Annotated in this window: 20 protein-coding genes and 1 tRNA gene; 12 read left to right on the forward strand and 9 right to left on the reverse strand. The window is 63.1% G+C overall.

Annotated elements, in window-relative coordinates:
* Window positions 1-5: 5 nt before the first annotated feature.
* From gspF to gspC, 4 genes are read right to left on the reverse strand one after another with little or no spacing between them, the layout of a single operon-like run.
* Window positions 6-1,220 carry a type II secretion system inner membrane protein GspF gene (gene gspF / locus S4A8_RS11640; RefSeq protein ID WP_353220280.1) on the reverse strand — a complete coding sequence of 405 codons (1,215 nt, stop codon included), beginning with the start codon at window positions 1,218-1,220 and terminating at the stop codon, window positions 6-8.
* Complete coding sequence (gene gspE, locus S4A8_RS11645) at window positions 1,220-2,770, reverse strand: type II secretion system ATPase GspE (RefSeq protein ID WP_353220281.1); 1,551 nt, start codon at window positions 2,768-2,770, stop codon at window positions 1,220-1,222. Before gspE ends, gspF begins: the two co-directional genes overlap by 1 nt.
* 21 nt (window positions 2,771-2,791) lie before the next feature.
* Window positions 2,792-4,882 carry a type II secretion system secretin GspD gene (gene gspD, locus S4A8_RS11650; protein ID WP_353220282.1) on the reverse strand — a complete coding sequence of 697 codons (2,091 nt, stop codon included), beginning with the start codon at window positions 4,880-4,882 and terminating at the stop codon, window positions 2,792-2,794.
* 9 nt (window positions 4,883-4,891) lie between these two features.
* Entirely contained in the window at window positions 4,892-5,749 is an 858-nt protein-coding gene (gspC, locus tag S4A8_RS11655; RefSeq protein WP_353220283.1) for a type II secretion system protein GspC, read from the reverse strand.
* 130 nt (window positions 5,750-5,879) lie between these two features.
* Here gspC and S4A8_RS11660 point away from each other — a divergent pair, with 130 nt between their 5' ends.
* Genes S4A8_RS11660 through S4A8_RS11675 form a run of 4 tightly spaced genes read left to right on the forward strand, consistent with a single transcriptional unit; the run spans window position 5,880 to window position 9,644 of the window.
* Complete coding sequence (locus tag S4A8_RS11660; RefSeq protein ID WP_353220284.1) at window positions 5,880-7,739, forward strand: ExeA family protein; 1,860 nt, start codon at window positions 5,880-5,882, stop codon at window positions 7,737-7,739.
* Window positions 7,740-7,742: 3 nt separating this feature from the next.
* On the forward strand, window positions 7,743-8,570 hold the full coding sequence (locus S4A8_RS11665) for a general secretion pathway protein GspB (protein ID WP_353220285.1): 828 nt from the start codon (window positions 7,743-7,745) through the stop codon (window positions 8,568-8,570).
* The gene (locus S4A8_RS11670) at window positions 8,570-9,184 is read left to right on the forward strand and encodes a DUF2845 domain-containing protein (protein ID WP_353220286.1); all 615 of its coding nucleotides are present in this window, start codon (window positions 8,570-8,572) and stop codon (window positions 9,182-9,184) included. The genes S4A8_RS11665 and S4A8_RS11670 overlap by 1 nt, the downstream gene beginning before the upstream one ends.
* 43 nt (window positions 9,185-9,227) lie before the next feature.
* Entirely contained in the window at window positions 9,228-9,644 is a 417-nt protein-coding gene (locus tag S4A8_RS11675) for a VOC family protein (RefSeq protein WP_353220287.1), read from the forward strand.
* A gap of 2 nt (window positions 9,645-9,646) precedes the next feature.
* On the opposite strand, the gene pilB is transcribed toward S4A8_RS11675, so the two are convergent.
* A complete protein-coding gene (gene pilB / locus S4A8_RS11680; RefSeq protein ID WP_353220288.1) occupies window positions 9,647-11,380 on the reverse strand; it encodes a type IV-A pilus assembly ATPase PilB in 1,734 nt (577 codons plus the stop codon).
* Between the two features lie 166 nt (window positions 11,381-11,546).
* Here pilB and S4A8_RS11685 point away from each other — a divergent pair, with 166 nt between their 5' ends.
* Window positions 11,547-11,990 carry a hemerythrin domain-containing protein gene (locus tag S4A8_RS11685; RefSeq protein WP_353175733.1) on the forward strand — a complete coding sequence of 148 codons (444 nt, stop codon included), beginning with the start codon at window positions 11,547-11,549 and terminating at the stop codon, window positions 11,988-11,990.
* A 132-nt stretch (window positions 11,991-12,122) separates the two neighbouring features.
* Here the strand turns inward: S4A8_RS11685 and S4A8_RS11690 are convergent.
* Window positions 12,123-12,199 (reverse strand) — tRNA-Pro (locus S4A8_RS11690).
* A 3-nt stretch (window positions 12,200-12,202) separates the two neighbouring features.
* Window positions 12,203-13,171, reverse strand: coding sequence for a polyprenyl synthetase family protein (locus S4A8_RS11695; RefSeq protein ID WP_353175731.1), 969 nt, complete (start codon window positions 13,169-13,171; stop codon window positions 12,203-12,205).
* 163 nt (window positions 13,172-13,334) lie between these two features.
* On the opposite strand from S4A8_RS11695, the gene rplU reads away from it, so the two are divergent.
* From rplU to proB, 4 genes are all read left to right on the forward strand, one after another.
* On the forward strand, window positions 13,335-13,649 hold the full coding sequence (gene rplU / locus S4A8_RS11700) for a 50S ribosomal protein L21 (RefSeq protein ID WP_353175729.1): 315 nt from the start codon (window positions 13,335-13,337) through the stop codon (window positions 13,647-13,649).
* Between the two features lie 55 nt (window positions 13,650-13,704).
* Window positions 13,705-13,965 (forward strand): 50S ribosomal protein L27, encoded by a 261-nt coding sequence (rpmA, locus tag S4A8_RS11705; protein ID WP_353175727.1) that lies wholly within the window; start codon window positions 13,705-13,707, stop codon window positions 13,963-13,965.
* Between the two features lie 125 nt (window positions 13,966-14,090).
* Window positions 14,091-15,176 (forward strand): Obg family GTPase CgtA, encoded by a 1,086-nt coding sequence (gene cgtA / locus S4A8_RS11710; protein ID WP_353220289.1) that lies wholly within the window; start codon window positions 14,091-14,093, stop codon window positions 15,174-15,176.
* Window positions 15,160-16,299: a glutamate 5-kinase gene (gene proB, locus S4A8_RS11715; RefSeq protein ID WP_353220290.1), complete on the forward strand. Its 1,140-nt coding sequence runs from the start codon at window positions 15,160-15,162 to the stop codon at window positions 16,297-16,299. Before cgtA ends, proB begins: the two co-directional genes overlap by 17 nt.
* A gap of 114 nt (window positions 16,300-16,413) precedes the next feature.
* Here proB and rpsT read toward each other — a convergent pair whose 3' ends face one another.
* Window positions 16,414-16,683, reverse strand: a complete 270-nt coding sequence (gene rpsT / locus S4A8_RS11720; RefSeq protein WP_353175722.1) for a 30S ribosomal protein S20 — start codon at window positions 16,681-16,683, stop codon at window positions 16,414-16,416.
* Window positions 16,684-17,077: 394 nt separating this feature from the next.
* Between rpsT and murJ the strand changes: the two genes are divergently transcribed.
* Genes murJ through lspA form a run of 3 tightly spaced genes read left to right on the forward strand, consistent with a single transcriptional unit; the run spans window position 17,078 to window position 20,090 of the window.
* The gene (murJ, locus tag S4A8_RS11725; RefSeq protein ID WP_353220291.1) at window positions 17,078-18,643 is read left to right on the forward strand and encodes a murein biosynthesis integral membrane protein MurJ; all 1,566 of its coding nucleotides are present in this window, start codon (window positions 17,078-17,080) and stop codon (window positions 18,641-18,643) included.
* 2 nt (window positions 18,644-18,645) lie between these two features.
* Window positions 18,646-19,584, forward strand: a complete 939-nt coding sequence (locus S4A8_RS11730; RefSeq protein WP_353220302.1) for a bifunctional riboflavin kinase/FAD synthetase — start codon at window positions 18,646-18,648, stop codon at window positions 19,582-19,584.
* Window positions 19,581-20,090 carry a signal peptidase II gene (lspA, locus tag S4A8_RS11735; protein WP_353220292.1) on the forward strand — a complete coding sequence of 170 codons (510 nt, stop codon included), beginning with the start codon at window positions 19,581-19,583 and terminating at the stop codon, window positions 20,088-20,090. Before S4A8_RS11730 ends, lspA begins: the two co-directional genes overlap by 4 nt.
* A 285-nt stretch (window positions 20,091-20,375) precedes the next feature.
* Here the strand turns inward: lspA and S4A8_RS11740 are convergent, their stop codons facing one another.
* Window positions 20,376-20,786, reverse strand: coding sequence for a type IV pilin protein (locus S4A8_RS11740; RefSeq protein WP_353220293.1), 411 nt, complete (start codon window positions 20,784-20,786; stop codon window positions 20,376-20,378).

Raw genomic sequence — 20,786 nt, forward strand, 5'->3', positions numbered from 1 at the left:
CTGGCTTATTTGACCAGCTGATTGAGATTGAACACCGGCTGCAGGATGGCGAGCACGATGATCAGTACCAGCCCGCCCATGAGCAGAATCACGGCCGGCCCGAGTATGCCCATGACACCTTGCCGTAATGTTTCGACTTCGCGTTCCTGATGTTCGGCCGCACGCCCGAGCATCATGTCCAGCTCGCCCGAAATCTCGCCGTTGGCGATCATGTGCAGGGTAATCGGCGGGAACAGGCGTTCGCGCCCGAGTGCGCGATGAATGGCATCGCCCTCGCGCACACGCGTGGAGGCCCGCTTGATCGCATCGCGCATGGGCAGATTGGTTACAACGTCCGCACCGATGGTCATGGCGTCGAGCGCCGGCACGCCGCTACGGGTGAGAATGGAGAGCGTACGCGTGAAGCGGGCGGTGTTCACGCCGCGTACGAACCGGCCGATCAACGGTAACTGGAGAATACGTGCCTGCACCGCGCGTTTGAATGCCGGTCGGCGCATGCCGTAGACAAAGGCGGTGATCAGCGCGATGAGTATCAGCGCCAGCAACCAGCCCCACACCCGCAGAAAATCGCTGACCGAGATCAGGCCCGTGGTCAGGGCGGGCAGATCTGCACCCACGCTGTCGAAGACCTGGACCAGATCGGGCACGACGGTCGTCAGCAGGGCGATGACGATGGCGATCGCCACGATCGACAGAAACGCCGGATAGATCAACGCCGCCATGACCTTCTGGCGCATGGACTGCTGGTCCTCGACATAATCGGCCAGCCCGTTGAGGACCTCGTCGATTCGCCCGGACTGCTCGCCCGCCGCCGTGGTCGCGCGATACAGCTCGTCGAAGCTGTTGGGGAACTGGCCCAGCGCATCGGCGAGCGTATTGCCTTCTACTACCTGTGAACGCACACCCACTATGATCTTGCGCACCTTGTCGCTGTCGGTCTGCTCAGCCACGGCCTTGAGGGCTTCCTCCATGGGCAGACCGGCATGGGTGAGGGTCGCCAGCTGGCGGGTGAACAACGACAGCTCGGTGACGCTGATACCGCGTCGAAAGGATATGTTGCGGCTGCCACCGCTCTTGCGGTCGGAGACCTCGCTGACTTCCAGCGGTGTCAGGCCCTGTTCGCGCAGCTGGGCACGAATCGCGCGTGCGGCATCGCCCTCGAGGATGCCTTTCTTTTCCCGCCCGCGGGCGTCGAGTGCGGTGTATTCGTAGGCGCCCATCAGCCTTCACGCGTAACGCGCAGTACTTCCTCGAGCGTGGTGTTGCCTGCCAGCACATTGGCCACGCCATCCGCGCGTATGCTCGGCGTGGTCAGGCGCGCGTGTTTCTCGAGTTTCTGTTCCGAGGCCTGTTCGTGGATGAGATTGCGCATCTCGTCGTCGACGACCACCAGCTCGTACACGCCGGTCCGGCCGCGAAAACCGGACTGATTGCAGGCCTCGCAGCCTGCGGGCTTGTAGAGCGTGGGCGGGGTCGCCGGGTCTACGCCCAGCAGTTCGCATTCGCGCCGGTTGGCTTCGTAGGGCGTGCGGCAGTGTTTGCACAGGGTACGGACCAGCCGCTGCGCCATGATGCCGATCAGGCTCGACGACAGCAGAAACGGCTCCACGCCCATATCGCGCAGGCGCGCGATCGCACCCACGGCGGTGTTCGTATGCAATGTCGAGAGCACCAGATGTCCGGTCAGCGAGGCCTGGACTGCGATTTCCGCGGTTTCCAGATCGCGGATTTCGCCGATCATCACCACGTCCGGGTCCTGGCGCAGGATCGCGCGCAGCCCGCGCGCGAAGCTCATGTCCACCTTGGAATTGACCTGGGTCTGACCGATGCCGTCGAGGTAGTACTCGATCGGGTCTTCCACGGTCATGATATTGCGGGTGCGATCGTTGATGCGAGTCAGCCCGGCGTAGAGCGTGGTGGTCTTGCCCGAACCGGTCGGGCCGGTGACGAGCATGATGCCGTGCGGCTTGTGAATCAGTTCGTCGATCGCGGTGAGCGTATCCGCCGGCATGCCCAGCTGGGGCAGATCCAGACGACCGGCCTGCTTGTCGAGCAGACGCATCACCACGCGCTCGCCATTGCCTGAAGGAATCGTGGACACACGCACGTCGACGGGCCGGCCCGCGATACGTACCGAAATACGCCCATCCTGAGGCACGCGTTTTTCGGCGATATCGAGCTTGGCCATGACCTTCACGCGCGAAATCAGCCGGGGCGCGAGTTGGCGCGGCGGGTTAAGCACCTCGCGCAGCACGCCGTCCACGCGAAAACGTACGGTCAACCGGGCTTCGAACGGCTCGATATGGATATCCGAGGCGTTTTCCTTGATGGCTTCGGTCAGCAGAGCATTGATGAGGCGGATGATCGGTGCGTCGTCGGAAGACTCGAGCAGATCGGCGGGCTCGGAAAGCGCGCGCGCCGCGTCCGACAGATCCATATCCTCGTCCATGCCCTCGACGATCTGCATCGACTCGTTGGCCTTGCCTTCGTAGTCGTTCTGCAGCAGCGCATCGAAGGAGCCGGCATCGACGCGCTCGATGGTCAGTGGACGGCCGCAATAGCGGCGCACTTCCGACAGCGCGGTCTGGTTGACCGGCGTGCGCACGGTGACATGAATCGCGCCATCGCGCTCGGGCCCGAGCATGACGCCGTGGCGTTTGGCGAACGCGAACGGCAGGCGGTCGATACCGCCGCCCGCGCTCGAAGTAGCGGGCGGCGGGTTGTGTTCGACGAGAGGTTCCAGGCTGAGCGTTTCCAGGCTGTCGCTCATGTTCGCTCCTGCCGTGTACGGCTAGAAATCATCGCCGCGGCGTTTACCGCTGCGCGTATCGGGCGCCGAGTCGCGCGGCACGCTGTCATTGCCGCTCACGCCCGAGTCTTCGGAAAACGAGTCGCGGTCGTCATAGGACTCGATCGCGGGCAACTGGGGACGCTGTTCTTCGCCCATCAGCGGGATACTGGTCTTGGCCTGTTGTTCCTGCAGCGAGCGAATGTAGTTGTATTTCTTGCGGGTGTAGTAATCCGCCTCGCCGCCGCCGCGCAGGATCGTCGGACGAATGAAGTTGAGCAGGTTGCGCTTGTTCTTGGTTACGGATCGATTGGTGAACAGGGCGCCGAGAATCGGGATATCGCCGAGCACCGGCACTTTCTGCTCGGTTTCGGTCACCTGATCGTCTATGAGCCCGCCGAGCACCAGGATCTGGCCGTTTTCGACCTCCACGGAGGTGGTGAGGGTCCGGTTGTTGGTGATCAGGTCCACGGCACCGGTCGCGCTGGAGCCCTGCGCAATACTCGAGACTTCCTGATCGATGGTCAGCTGGATGGTATCGCCCGCGCTGATCTGCGGGGTAAAGCCCAGGGTCAGGCCCACATCCTTGCGTTCGATGGTCTGGAACGGGTTGGTCAGGCCGTTGGTGGCGCCGCCGCCGGTCGTGCCGCTGGTGTAGTTGCCGGTGACGAACGGTACTTCCTGGCCGACCTTGATCTCGGCTTCTTCATTATCGCGCGTGATCAGCGAGGGCGTGGACAACACGTTGGTATTGGTGTTGCCGGACAAGGCATTGACCAGCACCGCGAAGCTGGTGCCGCTGTCGCTGATATTGCCGATGCCCAGGTTGATACCCTGCTTGACGAGATCGAGCGGCGTGCCATCCAGCGCGAGCGAGGGCACCACATTGAGCGTGTCCGAATCCAGAATACTCGCGGCCGCCGGCCCGCCGTCTTCGAACACGGCCACGTTCACGCCCAACTGGCGCGAACGCGACAGCGTGACTTCGGCGATGATGGCCTCGACGAGTACCTGACCACGGCGGATATCGAGCTGATCGATGACCTGCTTGATCTCGCGCATGGTATCGGCCGGCGCGGTGACGACCAGCGCGTTGGCGGCCGGTTCCGCTATTACGGTCACGCCGTTCGCGCCCGCGCCGCCGCTTGTACTGGCACGTAGCCCGCTGGCATTGCCGCCGGCTGCGCCGCTGGCCGACGAAGAGGCGCTGCTGGTGCTTGCGCCGCGGCCGCTGGCGAAGTTCTGCAAGACCGGGGCCAGCGATTCGGCATCGGCATAGTCGAGGTAGACGACCTGGGTGCCGCCGGTCTGTTCGGTGGCGGTATCCAGATCGGCGATGATCGCGCGCAGGCGCAGACGTTCCTTGCGCCCGCCGCTGATGATCACGCTGTTGGTGCGCTCGTCCGGGGTCACGCTGAAATTCGCGGCTGCGGAATTATTGCCCGCGCCGGACTTGAGCTGGTCGATCACCCGGGCGACTTCCGATGCACTGGCATATTGCAGGCGGATGTTCTCGACGTCCTGCAGGCCGTTGCGGTCGATCTTGTTAACGATCTCGGCGATACGCTGAGCATTGGCCTCGCGATCCGAGATGATCAGGGTGTTGGATGCAGAATACGCCGCCAGATGGCCGTACTGGGGCACCAGCGGGCGCAGGATCGGCACTAGCTGGTCGGCCGGTACGTTGGCTACCGAAATCACCCGCGTGACGATGTCTTCGCGGGTGCTGCCGCCGCGCCCGAACCCGCCATCCTGCTTGGCGTTGATCTGGGGGATGATCTTGGTGACTTCGCCCGAGGGCACGGCCGCGAAGCCGTGGACTTCGAGCACCGACAGAAACGTCTCGTAGAGTTCGTCGGGCGTCATCGCCTCGGTGGACAGGACCGTGATGTCGCCTTTTACCCGCGGGTCGACCACGAAATTGCGGCCCGTGACCTCGCTGACGGTCGCGATCAGCGTTGTGATATCGGCGTTCTTAAGGTTGAGCGTGAACGCATCGCCGGCCGTGGCTGCATTGCCGGTCGATTGCGCCATAGCGGCCGGGCCCGCGGCGAGGGCGAGCAGTGCGAACAGGCAGAACCGACGCAATAGCATGGCTGTCATCTAAAAATTCACCGTGACGGTACGTTGCTGGCCATCGCGTTCGAGCGTCACCGACGCGCTGCTCGCCGAGGCCAGATTGCTCAACAGCTTGAGCGACGCGGCCGGGTTGTCGAGCGGCTGCCCGTTGACAGCGGTGACCAGTTCCCCCGATTTAAGGCCGGCCTTTTCAAAAAGCCCTCGGTCGGCCCCCGGATATATCCGGTAGCCAACGAGGTTGCCGTTTTGTCGCTCTGGCTGCAAGCGAATGTATCGCGAGGCATTTGCCGGATTGGCCAGGATCTGTTTGCGGACTTCGCCGAGATCCTGTGCGAGATCGCTGGATACGGCCTGGGTGCGTTTTACGCCGGTCAGGTTACGGGCCTGTTTCACGCTTTCGAGCGTGAGTGTTTCGTAGCGGCCGCTACGGTCGAGGATGACGCGATTGGCATAAATGGCATGCAGTTTCACGCCGTTGCTGACATCGTCACCCACGGCATAGCTGTCCTGATCGTTGCGCCCGCTTTTGATCAGCGCGCGCGAACGATCCCCGTTGGCCTCGGAGACGATGCCGGTCAACACGAGATTGAGGCGGGTTTCCGGCGCGTTGATGATCTCGCGTTGTTCGGCTGCGCGATCCTTGACCGTTTGCTCGCCGAACAGGTGCGCGCTGGCAATGGTATCGACATCCACCGCGCCGCTTTCGTTTTTTGCGGACTCTTGTGCGGTGGTTGCCGGGGTCAGTTCGTTATCGCCGGCCGGCCACGCCAGCCAGAACAATCGCGCCAACGACAGCGCGATCAGAATCACGAGCACAATGTTGACGATTTCCGGCAGCCGGGCGAGCCAGCGCTGCGCGTCGCGTGAGAGTTCAACGGCCATTCGGCAAGTCTAACCCAGCACAAACGTTTCGCGCTTGCGCACAGAAAGATTTTCACCTTCACCGTACGAGTTTGCGCGGCTGCGGGTGCGGGTTAGACTTGGCGGGTTGCCGCCTCGCTTGTTTGTTCGCATGTATCTGCGCTATTACGGCTTTGACGATTATCCCTTTTCGGTCACGCCCGACCCGGCGTTTCTGTATCTGAGCGCCAGCCACCGCGAGGCGTTGGGTCATCTGCTCTACGGCGCCGGTGAACACAGCGGCTTTGTGGCATTGATTGGCGAAGTGGGCACCGGCAAGACCACGCTCATTCGGGCCCTGGTCGATAACGACATGCCCGATCTGGATATCGCGCTGTGCTGGAACCCGCATCTGGAGGTGCGCGAGTTCGTGGCCACCATCTGTGATGAACTGGGCGCGAGCTACGATGCCCGTCGCGATACGTCACTTAAAGATCTGGTCGATCGTTTGAACCGGCATTTGCTGGAAACCCACGCCCGTAACCGGCGGACCGTGCTGGTGATCGACGAGGCCCAGAACTTGAGCCGCGGCGTGCTGGAACAACTGCGGCTGCTGACCAATCTGGAAACCCACAAGCACAAGCTGCTGCGCATCATCCTGGTGGGCCAGCCCGAGCTCGAGCAGCTGCTTGCCCGGCACGACCTGCGCCAGCTCTCACAGCGCATCACCGCGCGCTTCAAGCTCAAGCCGCTTGGCTATGGTGAAACGCGGGCCTACGTCCAGCATCGACTGCGTCTGGCGGGCGGGCCGCCGCATCTGTTCACCGGCCCTGCGCTGTTTGCGGTGCGCCGGGTGACCGGCGGGATTCCGCGCCTGATCAATATGGTCTGCGAGCGCGCGCTCATGGGCGGCTATGCCCATTCGCGTGCGCGCATCGGCGCGCCCATGGTGCTGCGTGCCGCTGCCGAAACCCTGCCGCGCGAACGCCGCGCGCGCTGGCTACGGGTGGCGGTGCCCTCGCTCAGCCTGGCAGCGCTCGCGGTGGTGGGCGCGCTGGCCTGGTATCCGGGCATCGAGCTCAGCCGCGCAGCGGACTGGGTGAAATCCTCCGGCGCTTCCGCACCGGCGGTCGCGGTCGACACGGACCAGCCGTCATCGCAGCCCGATGGCACAACGGGCGTGCCGAGCGAGCCCGCCGCCAGCGCGCGCGGCGAGGGCGGTGACAGTTATCGCCCGGAAGACGGCAGCGGGGCGGCGGCCGACGATTCGCCCGCGGATAAGAACGACGACACGCGGGTCGCGACTGACGCCACCTCGGATGCGTCCAACCCGCCGACGGCCGATAAGGTGTCGACGCCCGGCGAAGCCGAAGCGACCAGCATTAGTAGCGACAGTGGCGGCGAACTCAGCGCCGATAACACCGCCGCGCTCGAGGGCGTGCCCGCCGGCGATGCCACCATCACCCAGTTGCTGCGCCTGTGGGGCGTGTTCGGTGCCCAGGTGCGCAGCGGTTGCGAGAATCTGCGGATCGGCGATCTGCGTTGTCTGGCCGACCGGGGCAGCTTCTCCATGATCGAACGCTACAATCGGCCGGCGTTGCTGACCATTCGTCATGACGGGCGTACCCACAAGGTGTTGCTGAGCTCGCTCGAAGACGACGACGCAACGCTGGTGGGCGAAAACGGTACGCGCCGTATTTCGCGCATGGCGCTGCTGCGTATCTGGAATGGCGAGTTCGAAGTTGTCTGGCGCGCGGATTCGGGCGTGGGCCTGATCCAGCCGGGCGCGGTTGGCTCGGCGGTGGTGTGGTTACGCAAGCGCCTCGATCGGATTGACGGCAAGAACCCGGAAACGCGCCTGGGCCCTGCGTCGCCAGTCTACGACGATGCGCTCGAGCGCCGTCTGCGCGATTTCCAGGCCGCTAACGGTCTCGAGGCGGACGGCATGGCCGGCCCGCGCACGCAGATGATGCTTAATGGCGCGGTGCCGTCGCCGGGTTCGCCGGCCTTGAAACCGGTGGAACAGGAGTAGGGCGTGTCGTATCTCGTCGATGCACTGAAAAAGGCCGAGCGCGAACGCCACGAAAATCAGCGTGCCGATATGCGATCGGTGGCCGGGGGCGGCCCCGCCGAGGGGGGCGCCGGCCGCGCGCTGCGCTGGCTGGTGGGCGTGCTGGTACTGTGTAACGCGGCCTTGCTGGTCTATCTATTCCTGCCCGCTTCGGTTTCTGCCGGGCTGGTGACATCGCCCGCCACGGAACAGCAGTCGCAGCCCGTAGCGCAAGGCGATACTGCCCCTGAAAGCGTAACGGCGCCCGCGGCCGCCGAACGTCCTCAGCGCACGGCTGTACGTTCTGATGACTCCTCAGCCACAAAGGATGCGATGCCCACCGGCGAGCCAGAGCCCGAAGCCGATTCGCCCGTGGTGGGTGCATCGGGTAGCGCTGTGCAAGCGAGCGCGACCGATACGGCCGCAAGCCCCACGCTGCCGCCGTCACGCCGCAATAATAGCGATAACGACACGCCCGTCGAGTCGCTGCCCGATGCGCCGGTGGATGCACGCCCGCGTGCGGGTGGCAAAGTGACCTATTCGGCCACGCCGCTGGATGACGACGCCGGCTTCGTTGCCGACGAGGAGCGCGGCGCGCCGGTCGCCGACAGTCCCCCGCCGGGCGCGCCGGACGTGGCCATCAACGGCCATCTCTACAGCTCAGTACCCGGGCGCAGCTTCATCCTCGTGCGCGGACAGCGCTACCATGAGGGCGAGCGCCTTGCGCAGGGGCCGGCGGTGGAGAGTATCGATGCCACCGGCGCCACACTCAATTATCAAGGCAGGCGTTACCACGTGCGAGGCCCGGGCTAATGACAAAATCGAACACGGGCCGCTATAACATGGCCGTGGCTGCGTTGGTAGGGCTCGCGTGCCTGTTGAGTGCGCCGGCCCACGCCGACAACCTGCGCTGCGGTGGCTCACTGGTTCAAACGGGTGATCCGGCGGCCGTGGTTCGTGCGAACTGCGGCGAGCCCGATTTCGTCGATCCCTGGATCGGCGGCGCGAGCATCGCCTATGGGGCGGTGCCCGATATGGAAGAGTGGACCTACAATCGCGGTCCGCGGCGTCTGCTTCAGATTCTGCGTTTTCGCGATGGCGAGCTTGAGCGTATTCGCGAAGACGGTTATGGGTTCAGCGTGTCGGGCAACGGCTCGGGCTGCCGGCCGAGCGATATCGTGCGCGGCATGAGCAAGTACCGGCTACTCGTGGCCTGTGGTCAGCCAGTACAGAAAAGCGGCGGCTATGTGTATAGCGCGCGTAACGACGATGGCGTGTACGACTATCGCCGGGCCCGCGGCGTGGTACCGGTTTATCGCGAACGCTGGATATTCAATTTCGGTAGCAGCCGTCTGCTGCGCGAGGTAACCCTCGAAAACGCCGTCGTGGTGGAAACCGATACCCGCGATCGCGGCTACGACGACTAAACGGCCACCACGAACGACAGCGGCCTGCCCAAAGGAGTCCCCGATGCCGCAACTCAAAGGCGTTGTAGAAACGGTGCTCTACACGCGCGATATGAACGCGGCCCGCGACTTCTTCGAGTCGGTCATGGGATTGCAGGCGCATACGGCCGATCATCGTTTTACCGCCTACGCGCTAGCCTGGAACATGTTGTTGATCTTCGCGGAAGGCGAAACCCGCGAAACCGTCGAATTGCCGGACGCCCAGGGAACCATCCCGCCCCACGACGGCACAGGGCGCCAGCATATTGCCTTTGCAATCGAGGCCGAGGCGCTCGCCGACTGGGAACGGCATCTACAGGCCAACGATATTGCCATCGAAGGGCGAACGCATTGGCCGCAGGGCGCGATCAGCATTTATTTTCGCGACCCGGACGCCCATCTGCTGGAGTTGGTGACGCCCGGTATCTGGCCGAATTACTGACGCTAGTCGACGGTCACGCGGTTGACTTCGGCCAGGCTGAGCACGCCGGTACGCATTTTCTTGAGTCCGGCCTCGCGCAGATCGATCACGCCGTCGCGTTCGGCCTGGCGTTCGATATCGCCGGCGTTGCCGCCTTCCATGATGATCTGGCCGATCTCGTCGGTAACCGGCATCACCTGATAGATGCCGACCCGGCCCTTGTAGCCGTTGGTACAGTTGTCGCAGCCGTCCGGGTTGGCCTCGAAAAGACGCAGTTCGTCGACCTCGTCGTCGCGAAAGCCCTCGGCAATGAGTTCTTCGCGCGGAATCTGGGCTTCGACCTTGCAGTGGTTGCACAGCCGGCGTGCCAGACGCTGGGCAATGATCAGCGATACCGAAGCCGCGATGTTGTACGCCGGCACACCCATGTTCACCAGGCGCGTGAGCGTTTGCGGCGCATCGTTGGTATGCAGCGTGGACAGCACCATATGGCCGGTCTGGGCGGCCTTGATCGCGATCTCGGCGGTCTCCAGATCACGAATCTCACCCACCATGATCACGTCCGGATCCTGGCGCAGGAACGCGCGCAGGCAACTGGCGAAGGTGAGTCCGACCTTGGGATGTACATTGACCTGATTGATGCCGGGCAGGTTGATTTCGGCCGGATCCTCGGCGGTCGAGATATTGCGGTCGGCGGTGTTGAGCATGTTCAGCGCTGTATACAGCGACACGGTTTTACCGCTACCCGTGGGCCCCGTGACCAGGACCATGCCGTAAGGCCGGTGGATCGTCTCTTCGAACAGCGCGCGCTGATCGGCTTCGTACCCCAGGGCCTCGATGCCCAGCTGGGCGCTGGTCGGGTCGAGGATACGCAGCACGATCTTTTCGCCGTGCAGGGTGGGGCAGGTCGACACACGAAAGTCGATCGATCGGTTCTTCGACAGGTTGAGTTTGATCCGTCCGTCCTGCGGTACACGCCGTTCGGCCAGATCCAGGCGGGCCATGACCTTCAGGCGTGCCGAAAGGCGCATGCCCAGTCCGGCCGGAGGCGCGGCCACCTCGCGCAGTACGCCGTCCTGGCGCAGGCGCACGCGATAGCTTTTTTCATAGGGCTCGAAATGAATATCCGACGCGCCCTTGTGAATGGCATCGAGCATGACCTTGTTGACGAAGCGCACCACCGGCGCGTCGTCGGAATCGACACGACTGGCATCGGAGGCGGCTTCGTTGCTGTCGGCGGCATCATCGAAACTCAGACCATCCAGCGAGACGTCGTCGAGGCCCGCCATGGCGCTGTCGATCGCACTGAAGGCGTTTTCGATCGCCTTGGCGAGCTTGTCCTGTTCGACCAGGATCGGCTCGATATTCAGGCCCGTGCTGAACTTGAATTCATCCAGCGCCTGCAGATTGGTCGGATCGGCGACCGCTACCATCAGGTCGCGGCCGCGCTCATAGAGCGGCAGGACTTCGTGCTTGCGGATCAGGTTTTCCGGCACCTTCTTGATCGGCATCTGGTCGATATCGACCGCACGCAAATCCAGTAGCGGCATGGAAAATTCTTCGCAGGCGGCCTTGGCCAGTACCGCCGCGGACAGCACGCCACGGCTGACCACGCGTGCCACGAAGGACTCGCCTTCCTGTTGGGCTTCGTTCTGGATCTCGCGCGCCTTGTCGGCATCGATGAGCCGATCCTCGACGAGTTGCCGCGCCAGCCCGCCCAGTGCCGGGGTTGCGAGCGTATTCTTCTTCGTGGCCATAGGGTGTTCTCGAAATGATTTCGGCACCGGTTACGCCCGAGCCGCACCGGCGAGAAGGTGCGATGGCGGGCGGCTTGCGCATCGGTGTCCGACCGGATTTTATGCGGTCTTCGGCCACGGTACCATCAATGCACTAAAGACCACCGAGACGACATAAGGACAATACGTGAAAAATATCTTCGAAGCGTTGCGTGAAAGCCACGACAAGCAACGCCGCCTACTCGACGCGCTCACCGACACGCACGGCGATACCGACAAGCGCGAGGGGCTGTTCGCGGCGCTCAAGGCGGAGCTTCATCATCATGCGGCCGCCGAGGAGCGACATTTTTATGTGCCGCTGATGGAATACGATCAGACGCAGGAAAAAGCGCGCCACAGCGTGGCCGAGCATCATGAGATCGACGAGCTGGTGGAAACGCTGGAGCAGACCGATTACAGCTCGCCGGCCTGGCTTACCTACGCCAAGCAGCTGCAGGAACTGGTGACCCATCACCTCGATGAAGAAGAACAGGAAGTCTTTCAGGTCGCCGGCAAGGTATTGAGCGAGCGCGACAAGACTGAACTGGCCAAGACCTACGACGACATGATGGAGGAACAGGCCGGCGCCTGAAGCGACGAGCCAGATAGCCGAAAGCCCGGGCGTGTCGCGCCCGGCTTTCGCGCCCGCGGGCAAAGGGTGTTATCGGCTTTTGTCGCCGATACGCCCGTGGCGATCAGGAAGAAGTCGGGAAAGACGAGTCAATGGTCGGAGTAGCAGGATTTGAACCTACGACCTCCACCTCCCGAAGGTGGCGCTCTACCAAGCTGAGCTATACTCCGATTTTAGTGTCGTCGCTGGGCCGAGAACTCGGCCAGCTCGATGAGCCCTCGCTTTGCTTCGGACTCCTCGAAAGCGTCGAGGGCGGCGATAGCCTTGGCGGCTTCCTCCTCAGCGCGGCGGCAAGTGTATGCCATCGCTTGAGTGGATTCAATCGCTTTCATGATCGAATCCATGGCATTGAGGTCGCCATCACGAATAGCAGCCCGAATCGGAGCCGCCGTATCGGCGTCCAGGCAGGCTAACGCGCGGATCACGGGCAGGGTGGCCTTGCCTTCGGCGAGATCGTCGCCGACGTTCTTGCCGTAGTTGCCATCGCCGCGGCCGTAGTCGAGCGCGTCATCAATGACCTGAAAAGCCACGCCCAGGTGGCGGCCATAGTCGGCCATGGCCTGTTGCTGCTGCGCGTCGCAGCCACCCAGCTGGGCCGCCAGGCGACAGCCGGCCGAGAACAGGCTGGCGGTCTTGCGATCCACCACTTCCAGGTAGTCCGCCTCGGCGAGATCCGGGTTATGGGCATACATCAGCTGCATGACCTCACCCTCGGCAATCCGGTTGGTCGCGTCGGCGAGAACGCGCATGACGTCGAAGCTTTCCAGCTCGACCATCATCTGGAATGCGCGCGAATACAGAAAATCGCCGGTGAGTACGCTGGCGTCGTTACCCCAGACCGTATTGGCGGTCTGCTGACCGCGGCGCATGGTCGATTCGTCGACCACGTCGTCGTGCAACAGCGTCGCGGTATGGATGAATTCGATGATCGCGGCGAGCAGGTGCTGTTTTTCGCCGCTATAGCCACTCGCACGCGCGGCCAGTAGCACCAGCGCGGGTCGCAAACGCTTGCCACCGCTGGAAATAATGTATTCGCCCAGGGTGTTGATGAGGATGACGTCCGAATTCAGGCGTGCGCGGATCAGCGCATCGACCGCGCGCATATCGTCATCGACCGGCTTGAGAAGCGGCTGGATACTCATGGGGCAGGGGCTGAGAAAACAGCCGCAAACTTAGGCGTGTGCCCGTTTGCTGTCAAGAACAGCGACTGTTGTATCCAGTCGTTGACCGCGGGGGTTCGAGAACGTATCATTCGCGCTCTTCAAACGGGCAACAGCCCTTGTTTTTACGCGATGTGGAGTGGTCATGCACGCGGTTATACGCACCGGCGGTAAGCAGTACAGAGTAGCAGAAGGCGATATTCTGCGCGTCGAAAAGCTGGATGTGGAAGCCGGCAGCACCATCGATCTGAGCGACGTGCTCCTGATTTCCGACGGCGACAACGTCCAGATCGGCACGCCGTTGCTCGACGGCAAGGCCGTATCCGCCGAAGTGATGACGCATGCGCGCGCTGATAAGATCCAGGTGATCAAGTTCAAGCGCCGCAAGAAGTACCGTCGTACCTTCGGCCATCGCCAGCACTACACGCAGCTCAAGATTACGTCGATCCCGGGCGCCTGAGCGACCGTTCGACGCGTAGCGCTCGGCTCACCAGACAGGTTAGAGGAAAGCACTCATGGCACATAAAAAGGCAGGCGGCAGTACCCGCAACGGTCGCGATTCCGAATCGAAACGCCTCGGCGTCAAGAAGTTCGGTGGCCAGAAGGTCAAGGCCGGCAACATCATCGTGCGTCAGCGCGGCAACACCTTCCATGCCGGCGATGGCGTGGGCACCGGTCGTGATTACACGCTCTATGCCAGCACTGACGGTATCGTCAATTTCGCTGTCAAGGGCCCGCGCAACCGCAAGTTCGTCTCGATCGAAGCCGTCGAGTAACGAACCGCGCGTATGCCGCGAAAAAGGCCTCGCCGAGCGCGGGGCTTTTTTTTGTCCGAGAATAGGGTGATCACGGGCGTGCGCGAGGCGCAGCCCACCGCATCACAGCGCCGAGAGAGAACCGCATGAAATTCGTCGATGAAGCCAATCTGCGCGTTGAGGCAGGTGATGGCGGGCACGGCTGTCTGAGTTTTCGGCGCGAGAAATACGTGCCGCACGGTGGACCGGACGGCGGCGACGGGGGCGATGGCGGCAGCGTATACATGGTTGCCGACCACAACCTCAATACGCTTTACGACTACCGGGTAAGCCGGGTGTTCAAGGCCGAGCGTGGCGGGAACGGCGCGGGCAAGAACCGAACGGGTTCCAAGGGCGAGAATCGCTATCTGCCGGTGCCGGTCGGCACGCTGTGTTACGCCCGCGAAACCGGCGAGCTGATCGGTGATCTGACCCACGACGGCGATACGCTGCTGGTTGCCCAGGGTGGTTTCCACGGTCTGGGGAATGCGCGTTTCAAGTCCAGCACCAACCAGGCGCCGCGCAAGACCACCGATGGCACGCCCGGCGAAATCCGCGAGTTACGCCTGGAGCTCAAGCTGCTGGCCGATGTCGGTCTGGTCGGCATGCCCAATGCCGGCAAATCCACGCTGCTGGCCGCGGTTTCCGGCGCGCGCCCGCGTATCGCCGATTATCCGTTCACGACGCTGAACCCGCAGGTCGGCGTGGTCAGCGTCGGTGCGCTGCGCAGCTTTACGCTCGTGGATCTGCCAGGGCTGATCGAGGGGGCGGCGGAAGGCGTGGGCCTTGGCCATCGTTTTCTGCGCCACATCCAGCGTACACGGCTGCTGTTTCATGTCGTCGATCTGCTCGATTTCGAGCAGGGCGACGTGGCCGAGAACGTACGCATGATCGCCGACGAGCTGGCGCGGTTCAGCCCGCAGCTGGCCGAGCGGCCGCGCTGGCTGGTGCTCAACAAGACCGAAGTACTCGATGCCGACGAAGTCGCGTCGCTTCGGGATCGCATCGTGCAAACGCTCGACTGGCAAGGCCCCGTGTACACGGTGTCGGCGGTCAAGCCCGATACCTTGCGGACATTGCTGGGCGACGCGATGGATCATCTCGAGGCCGAACAGGCGCGCCGCGAAGCCGACCCCGCACAAGACGAGGCAATGCGAGAGACGGACGACGAAGGCGATGATTTCGACGCGTAAGGATCTGGCCAGCGCACGGCGCTGGGTGGTCAAGATCGGCAGCGCGCTGCTCACCGCCGACGGTCGCGGGCTCGATCGCGAGCGACTGGCCGGCTGGGCGGCACAAATCGCGGCGCTGCAGAAAGCCGGCTGTCAGGTGGTACTGGTTTCCTCCGGGGCGGTCGCCGAGGGCCTGGTACGGCTGGGCTGGAGCGAACGTCCGTCGAGTTTGAGTGCGGTGCAGGCGGCCGCGTCGGTTGGCCAGGCGGGGTTGGTGGAAGCCTATGCCCGCTGTTTCGAAACCCACGGGTTGCGCACCGCGCAGGTGCTGCTCACCCATGAGGATGTGTCAGACCGCCGGCGTTATCTAAACGCGCGCAGTACGCTGATGACGCTGCTGGGGTTGGGCGTGGTGCCGATCGTCAACGAAAACGACGCCATCGCCACCGACGAGATTCGTGTGGGCGACAACGACACCATGGCCGCGCTGACGGTCAATCTGCTCGATGCCGATGCGATGCTCATTCTCACCGACCAGGCAGGGGTTTACGACGCGGACCCGCGCCAGCGTCCGGATGCGCGCCGGATTGACGAATGCGATGCCCACGACAGCGCTTTGCTGGCGGCCGCGGCCGGTACCGGCGGCGCGCTGGGCCGTGGCGGGATGCGAACGAAAGTGCTGGCGGCCCGCCAGGCGGCCGATTCCGGGGCAGCGACGATCATCGCCGATGGCCTGGCGCCGGATGTGCTGGCGCGCATCATGGGCGGGGAGTCGATCGGCACGCTGCTTACGCCGGGCCAGGGTGCACGCCGTGCGGCGCGTAAGAACTGGATCGCCGGTCAGCGCCAAGTGCGGGGTGCGGTCCATCTCGACGCCGGCGCGGTGAAGGTGCTGCGCAGCGCCGGTCGTAGCCTGCTGCCGATTGGTATTACCTCGGTGGACGGCAATTTCCGACGGGGCGATCTGGTTGCTTGTATCGGCCCCGAGGGCGAGGAAATTGCGCAGGGGCTGGCCAACTACGATGCGCGCGAGGTTCGCCAGCTTGCCGGGCAATCGAGCGATCAGATTGAAGCGCTGCTGGGTTACGGCGGGGAGCCGGAGTTCATCCACCGCAACAACCTGGTGCTGTCGCGGGCTGGCTAGCGCAAAGCTTCGAGGCCGCAGGGCAGCCCGGACATCATTATTCTTTCAGCCACAAAAAAGCCCGCACGTAGCGGGCTTTTTCGTCAGGGCCGAAAGCGGCCCGTCTGGCCGTTATCAAGCGCTCGCCAGAGCCTTGATCTGCGCGTTCAGGCGCGACTTGTGGCGTGCGGCCTTGTTGCGATGAATCTGGCCCTTGCCGGCCATGCGATCGATAATCGGGACCGCGGCCTGGAAAGCAGCGCGCGCATCGGATTCGCTACCGGCGGCAATGGCTTTCTGCACCTTCTTGATATGGGTGCGCACGAGCGAGCGCTGCGCCATGTTGCGTTCACGACGGGTTACGGCCTGTTCGGCGCGCTTGCGGGCTTGCGGAGAGTTCGCCACTGAGCGGCTCCTCGAAATCGTTGAATGTAAGGTTGGCAGGCGCGCGATTATTGTGATTTGCGCGGCATTTGTCAACTCCCGGGTTCGCGGTTACATCTGGCGATCAGCGAGAAGATGCGCTCGGCCAACAGTAAAGGATGGCCCTTGTTGGCAAAGGAACACGAACAAGCGCAATTAAAGCAGAGGACAACCCGGTCAAAGCGCACGTAGTCAGCGTTTCAACACGCCTGCTCGGTTGTGCAGAGCAGGACGTGATGCGTTGGACATCGGCGACCGGCCGTTGGGTGCGATGTGCGCGTTCGAAATACGCGCGCCTTGCGCACGATCGCTTTCAAAGCATTCGGCAATCCCGCTATAGTGCGCCGCACTCTGGCGCTTTTACGGAAATATATTCATGGCCTCGTCGCTGGCGCGATCCACCAGTACGGTCGGCGTGATGACGCTGCTGTCGCGCGTACTCGGGTTTTTGCGCGATGTGATCTTTGCGGTCATCTTCGGCGCGGGCGTGGGTATGGACGCCTTTCTGGTGGCCTTCAAGATCCCGAATTTCATGCGCCGACTGTTCGCCGAAGGCGCATTCGCGCAGTCCTTCGTGCCGGTGCTCTCGGCGACCAAGAGCCGCGATACGGGCCGGGACGTCCAGCATCTGATCGATGTGGTGGCCGGTACGCTGGGCGTGATTCTGGTCGGGATTACGGTGGTCGGGGTGATTGCCGCGCCCGTGCTGATCTATGTATTCGCGCCGGGCTTTGCCCACCAGCCGCAACAGTTCGATCTGGCCGTGGATCTGTTGCGGCTGACCTTTCCCTATTTGCTGTTCATCTCGCTGACCGCACTGGCGGGCGGGATTCTCAATACCTACGGGCGGTTCAGCGTGCCGGCGTTTACCCCGGTATTGCTCAATGTCTGCCTGATTGGTACAGCGATCGGCCTGGCGCCGCATTTTCCGCGCCCGGAAATGGCGCTGGCCGTGGGCGTGCTGATCGCCGGTATTGTGCAGCTGGCGTTCCAACTGCCGTTTCTGCTGCAAATCGATCGCCTGCCGCGCCCGCGCTGGGGATGGTCTGATCCGCAGGTCCGACGCATCCTGTCACTGATGCTGCCCATTCTGTTCGGCTCGTCGGTCGCACAGCTCAACCTGTTGCTGGATACGGTGATCGCTTCGTTGCTGGCCTCGGGCAGTGTGAGCTGGCTGTATTATGCCGACCGGTTGATGGAGTTTCCGCTGGGTGTGTTTTCGATTGCGATCGCGACGGTGATACTGCCCAGCCTGTCCGCCCGCCACGCAAGCCAGTCTTCGGGCGCGTTTTCCGATACGCTGGACTGGGCCTTGCGCTTGTTGCTGGTCGTCGGCTTGCCGGCCATGGTGGGTATGTTCGTGCTCGCCGGGCCGCTGGTGACCACGTTGTTCAATTATCACTCGTTCGATGGCCACGATGCGCTGATGAGCCAGTATGCGTTGATGGCCTATGCGTTGGGATTTATGGGGTTTTCTTTGGTCAAGGTATTGGTGACCGGTTTCTTTTCGCGTGAGGATTCGCGAACGCCGGTACGTTGTGGCGTGATCTCGCTGATTGGCGCAATGATCATGAATCTGTCGTTCGTGGGGCTGTTCACGCTCATGGATTGGCCGGCGCCGCATGCCGGGTTGGCGCTCGCGACCTCGTTGGGCGCATTCATTAATGCCGGCTTGCTTTATCGCTATTTGCGCAAGGCGGATGTGTACCGCCCCAGTGCGGCGTGGCGTCGACTCATGCTGCAGGTCAGCGCCGGTTGTCTGGCCATGGGTGGCGTACTCTGGTTCGGCGCGGCCGATCTGTCGGTCTGGATCGGCCGTGGCGCATTGGCAAGGGTTGAGTGGCTGCTTATCTGGATTGGCGCCGGTATCGCTGTGTACTTCCTCGTGCTGGGTGTACTGGGTGTGCGCCCGCGTGAGTTCATCATGCGAGAGAGCGCTTGAGTATGCGAATTGTGCGTTGTGTTCGCCGCATGCCGGCGCTGGAGCGCGGCTGTGCAGTGACGATCGGCAATTTCGATGGGCTGCATCTCGGTCATCAGGCGATCGTGCGCCAACTGCGCGAGCATGCACGCCGCCTGGATCTGCCCAGCGTGATGATGAGTTTCGAACCGATGCCGCGTGAGTTCTTCGCGCCCGACAGCGCGCCGGCAAGGTTGTCTTCGCCACGTGAGAAGATGCGCATGGCCCAGGCCCTGGGCATCGATATCTTTGCGTGGGCGCGCTTCGATGCGGCCTTCGCAAGCCTCTCGCCGCATGCATTTCTCGAAGATCTGATCGCGGCACGCTTGAACGCGCATTATGTGCTGGTCGGTGAAGATTTTCGATTTGGCCAGAAACGTGCCGGCGATATCGAAACCCTGCGCGCCTTCGCCCACGATCGCGATATCGAAATCGCGCCGCTGCCCGACGTACAGGTGGACGGCGCACGGGTGAGCTCGACCCGCGTGCGTGATGCGCTGGCCGCGGGTGAGGTGGGCCAAGCCACGCGGTTGCTTGGCCATGCCTACTGGGTGAGCGGACGCGTGGTCGCTGGCAAGCGCCTGGGCCGCACGCTCGGTTTTCCCACTGCGAATATTCGTCTGGCTCGCAAGCCGGCGCCGCGCTACGGCGTTTATGCGGTGTGGGTGTATATGGCCGATGGCGTGCGCCGCGCCGGGGCGGCCAGTTTTGGCGTCAGGCCGACCGTGAATGGCCGCGAGCCGTTGTTGGAAGTCTTTGTGCTCGATTTCGAGGGTGATTTATACGGCCAGCGGATTGACGTATCCTTCGAAGCGTTCATACGGGCTGAAGAGCGCTACGATTCGCTCGATGCCTTGACCGCCCAGATGCACCGCGACGTCGCCAGCGTGCGCGCCCATCTGCAAGAGCCTGAATCCCCATGACGCTATCCACCGACAAGACCAGCGCGCCGGACGAGCGCGGCTTTCAATTGCAGAACGTGCACTGGCTGTGGCTATCGGCTGCTGTCATCGCGATCGACCAGATCACCAAGCAGCTGGTCGTGAACAATCTCGACCTGTTCGATCGCATCCCGCTGTTCAGCTGGCTCAACCTGACGCTAATGCACAACACGGGGGCGGCGTTCAGTATTTTCGCCGGGGCGACGCCGTGGTTCTTCGTCGCCCTGAGCGTGGTGGTGGCGATCGGTATTTTGATCTGGATGCGTCGGCATCCCCACGGCGAGCGGCTTGTCGCGGCCTCGCTTGCAATGATTCTCGGCGGCGCCCTCGGCAATGCCATTGATCGCGCCGCGCGTGGGTATGTCGTCGACTTCGTCGATTTTCATATCCACGGCTGGCATTACCCGGCATTCAATGTGGCCGATAGCGCCATCGTGCTGGGCGCGATTCTGATGGGCATCGACATGCTGCGCCCGCGCCGGCATTAATTGGCCCGCGTTACCGGCGAGGCGGTGCCGGTGTCATGCTTATGAGGATTGACGCTCACCCCTGATGCGTGCGCGCCGTGCAGGTGCTGTCGCATCGCCGCACCGATAAGCGATGCCAGGGCTTTGCGCCCTGACGGCGAGGCCGGGGTGACTCAAATGCCGGCGTCGCGCTTGGACCCGACCCAGTGCTGAAAACGCGCAAGGACGCTGCGCTTCAATGCCCGTTTGTACCCTGGCAGCCGGCGCCGAGCGGCGACGGCCGTGGTTTATCGTTGGCCGCCGGGTTCACCAGCACTGCTGGCTAATCGCGGTGTTAGAGCCCGTGCCGTTGGCAGCCTTTTGCCCACGTTCGTTGATCGTCAGCGACGTGCAATCGTCGTTGACCTGATCATTTTGTGCGGTCGCGGTGATAACGAAGCCGTTGGCGTCGCCCCTAACATTGAGCGTATAGGCGTCATTTTCCGTGACTGCGGGCATGCCCAACTTGTCGAGCGTGTCGGCATAGGTGTACTGCGTCGTAAAGTAACGCTCCTGCCGGTTGGCGGCCTGTAACAACGCGCTCTGCGCATCGGCACGGCGTGATTGGCGAACCTGATCGAGATAGGACGGGTAGGCGATCGCGGCAAGAATGCCGACGATCGCTACGGTAATCATGAGCTCGATGAGGGTGAAGCCCTTCGTTGCGCGATGTCGCAT

The sequence above is a fragment of the Salinisphaera sp. S4-8 genome, assembly GCF_040361235.1.
GTDB lineage: Bacteria > Pseudomonadota > Gammaproteobacteria > Nevskiales > Salinisphaeraceae > Salinisphaera.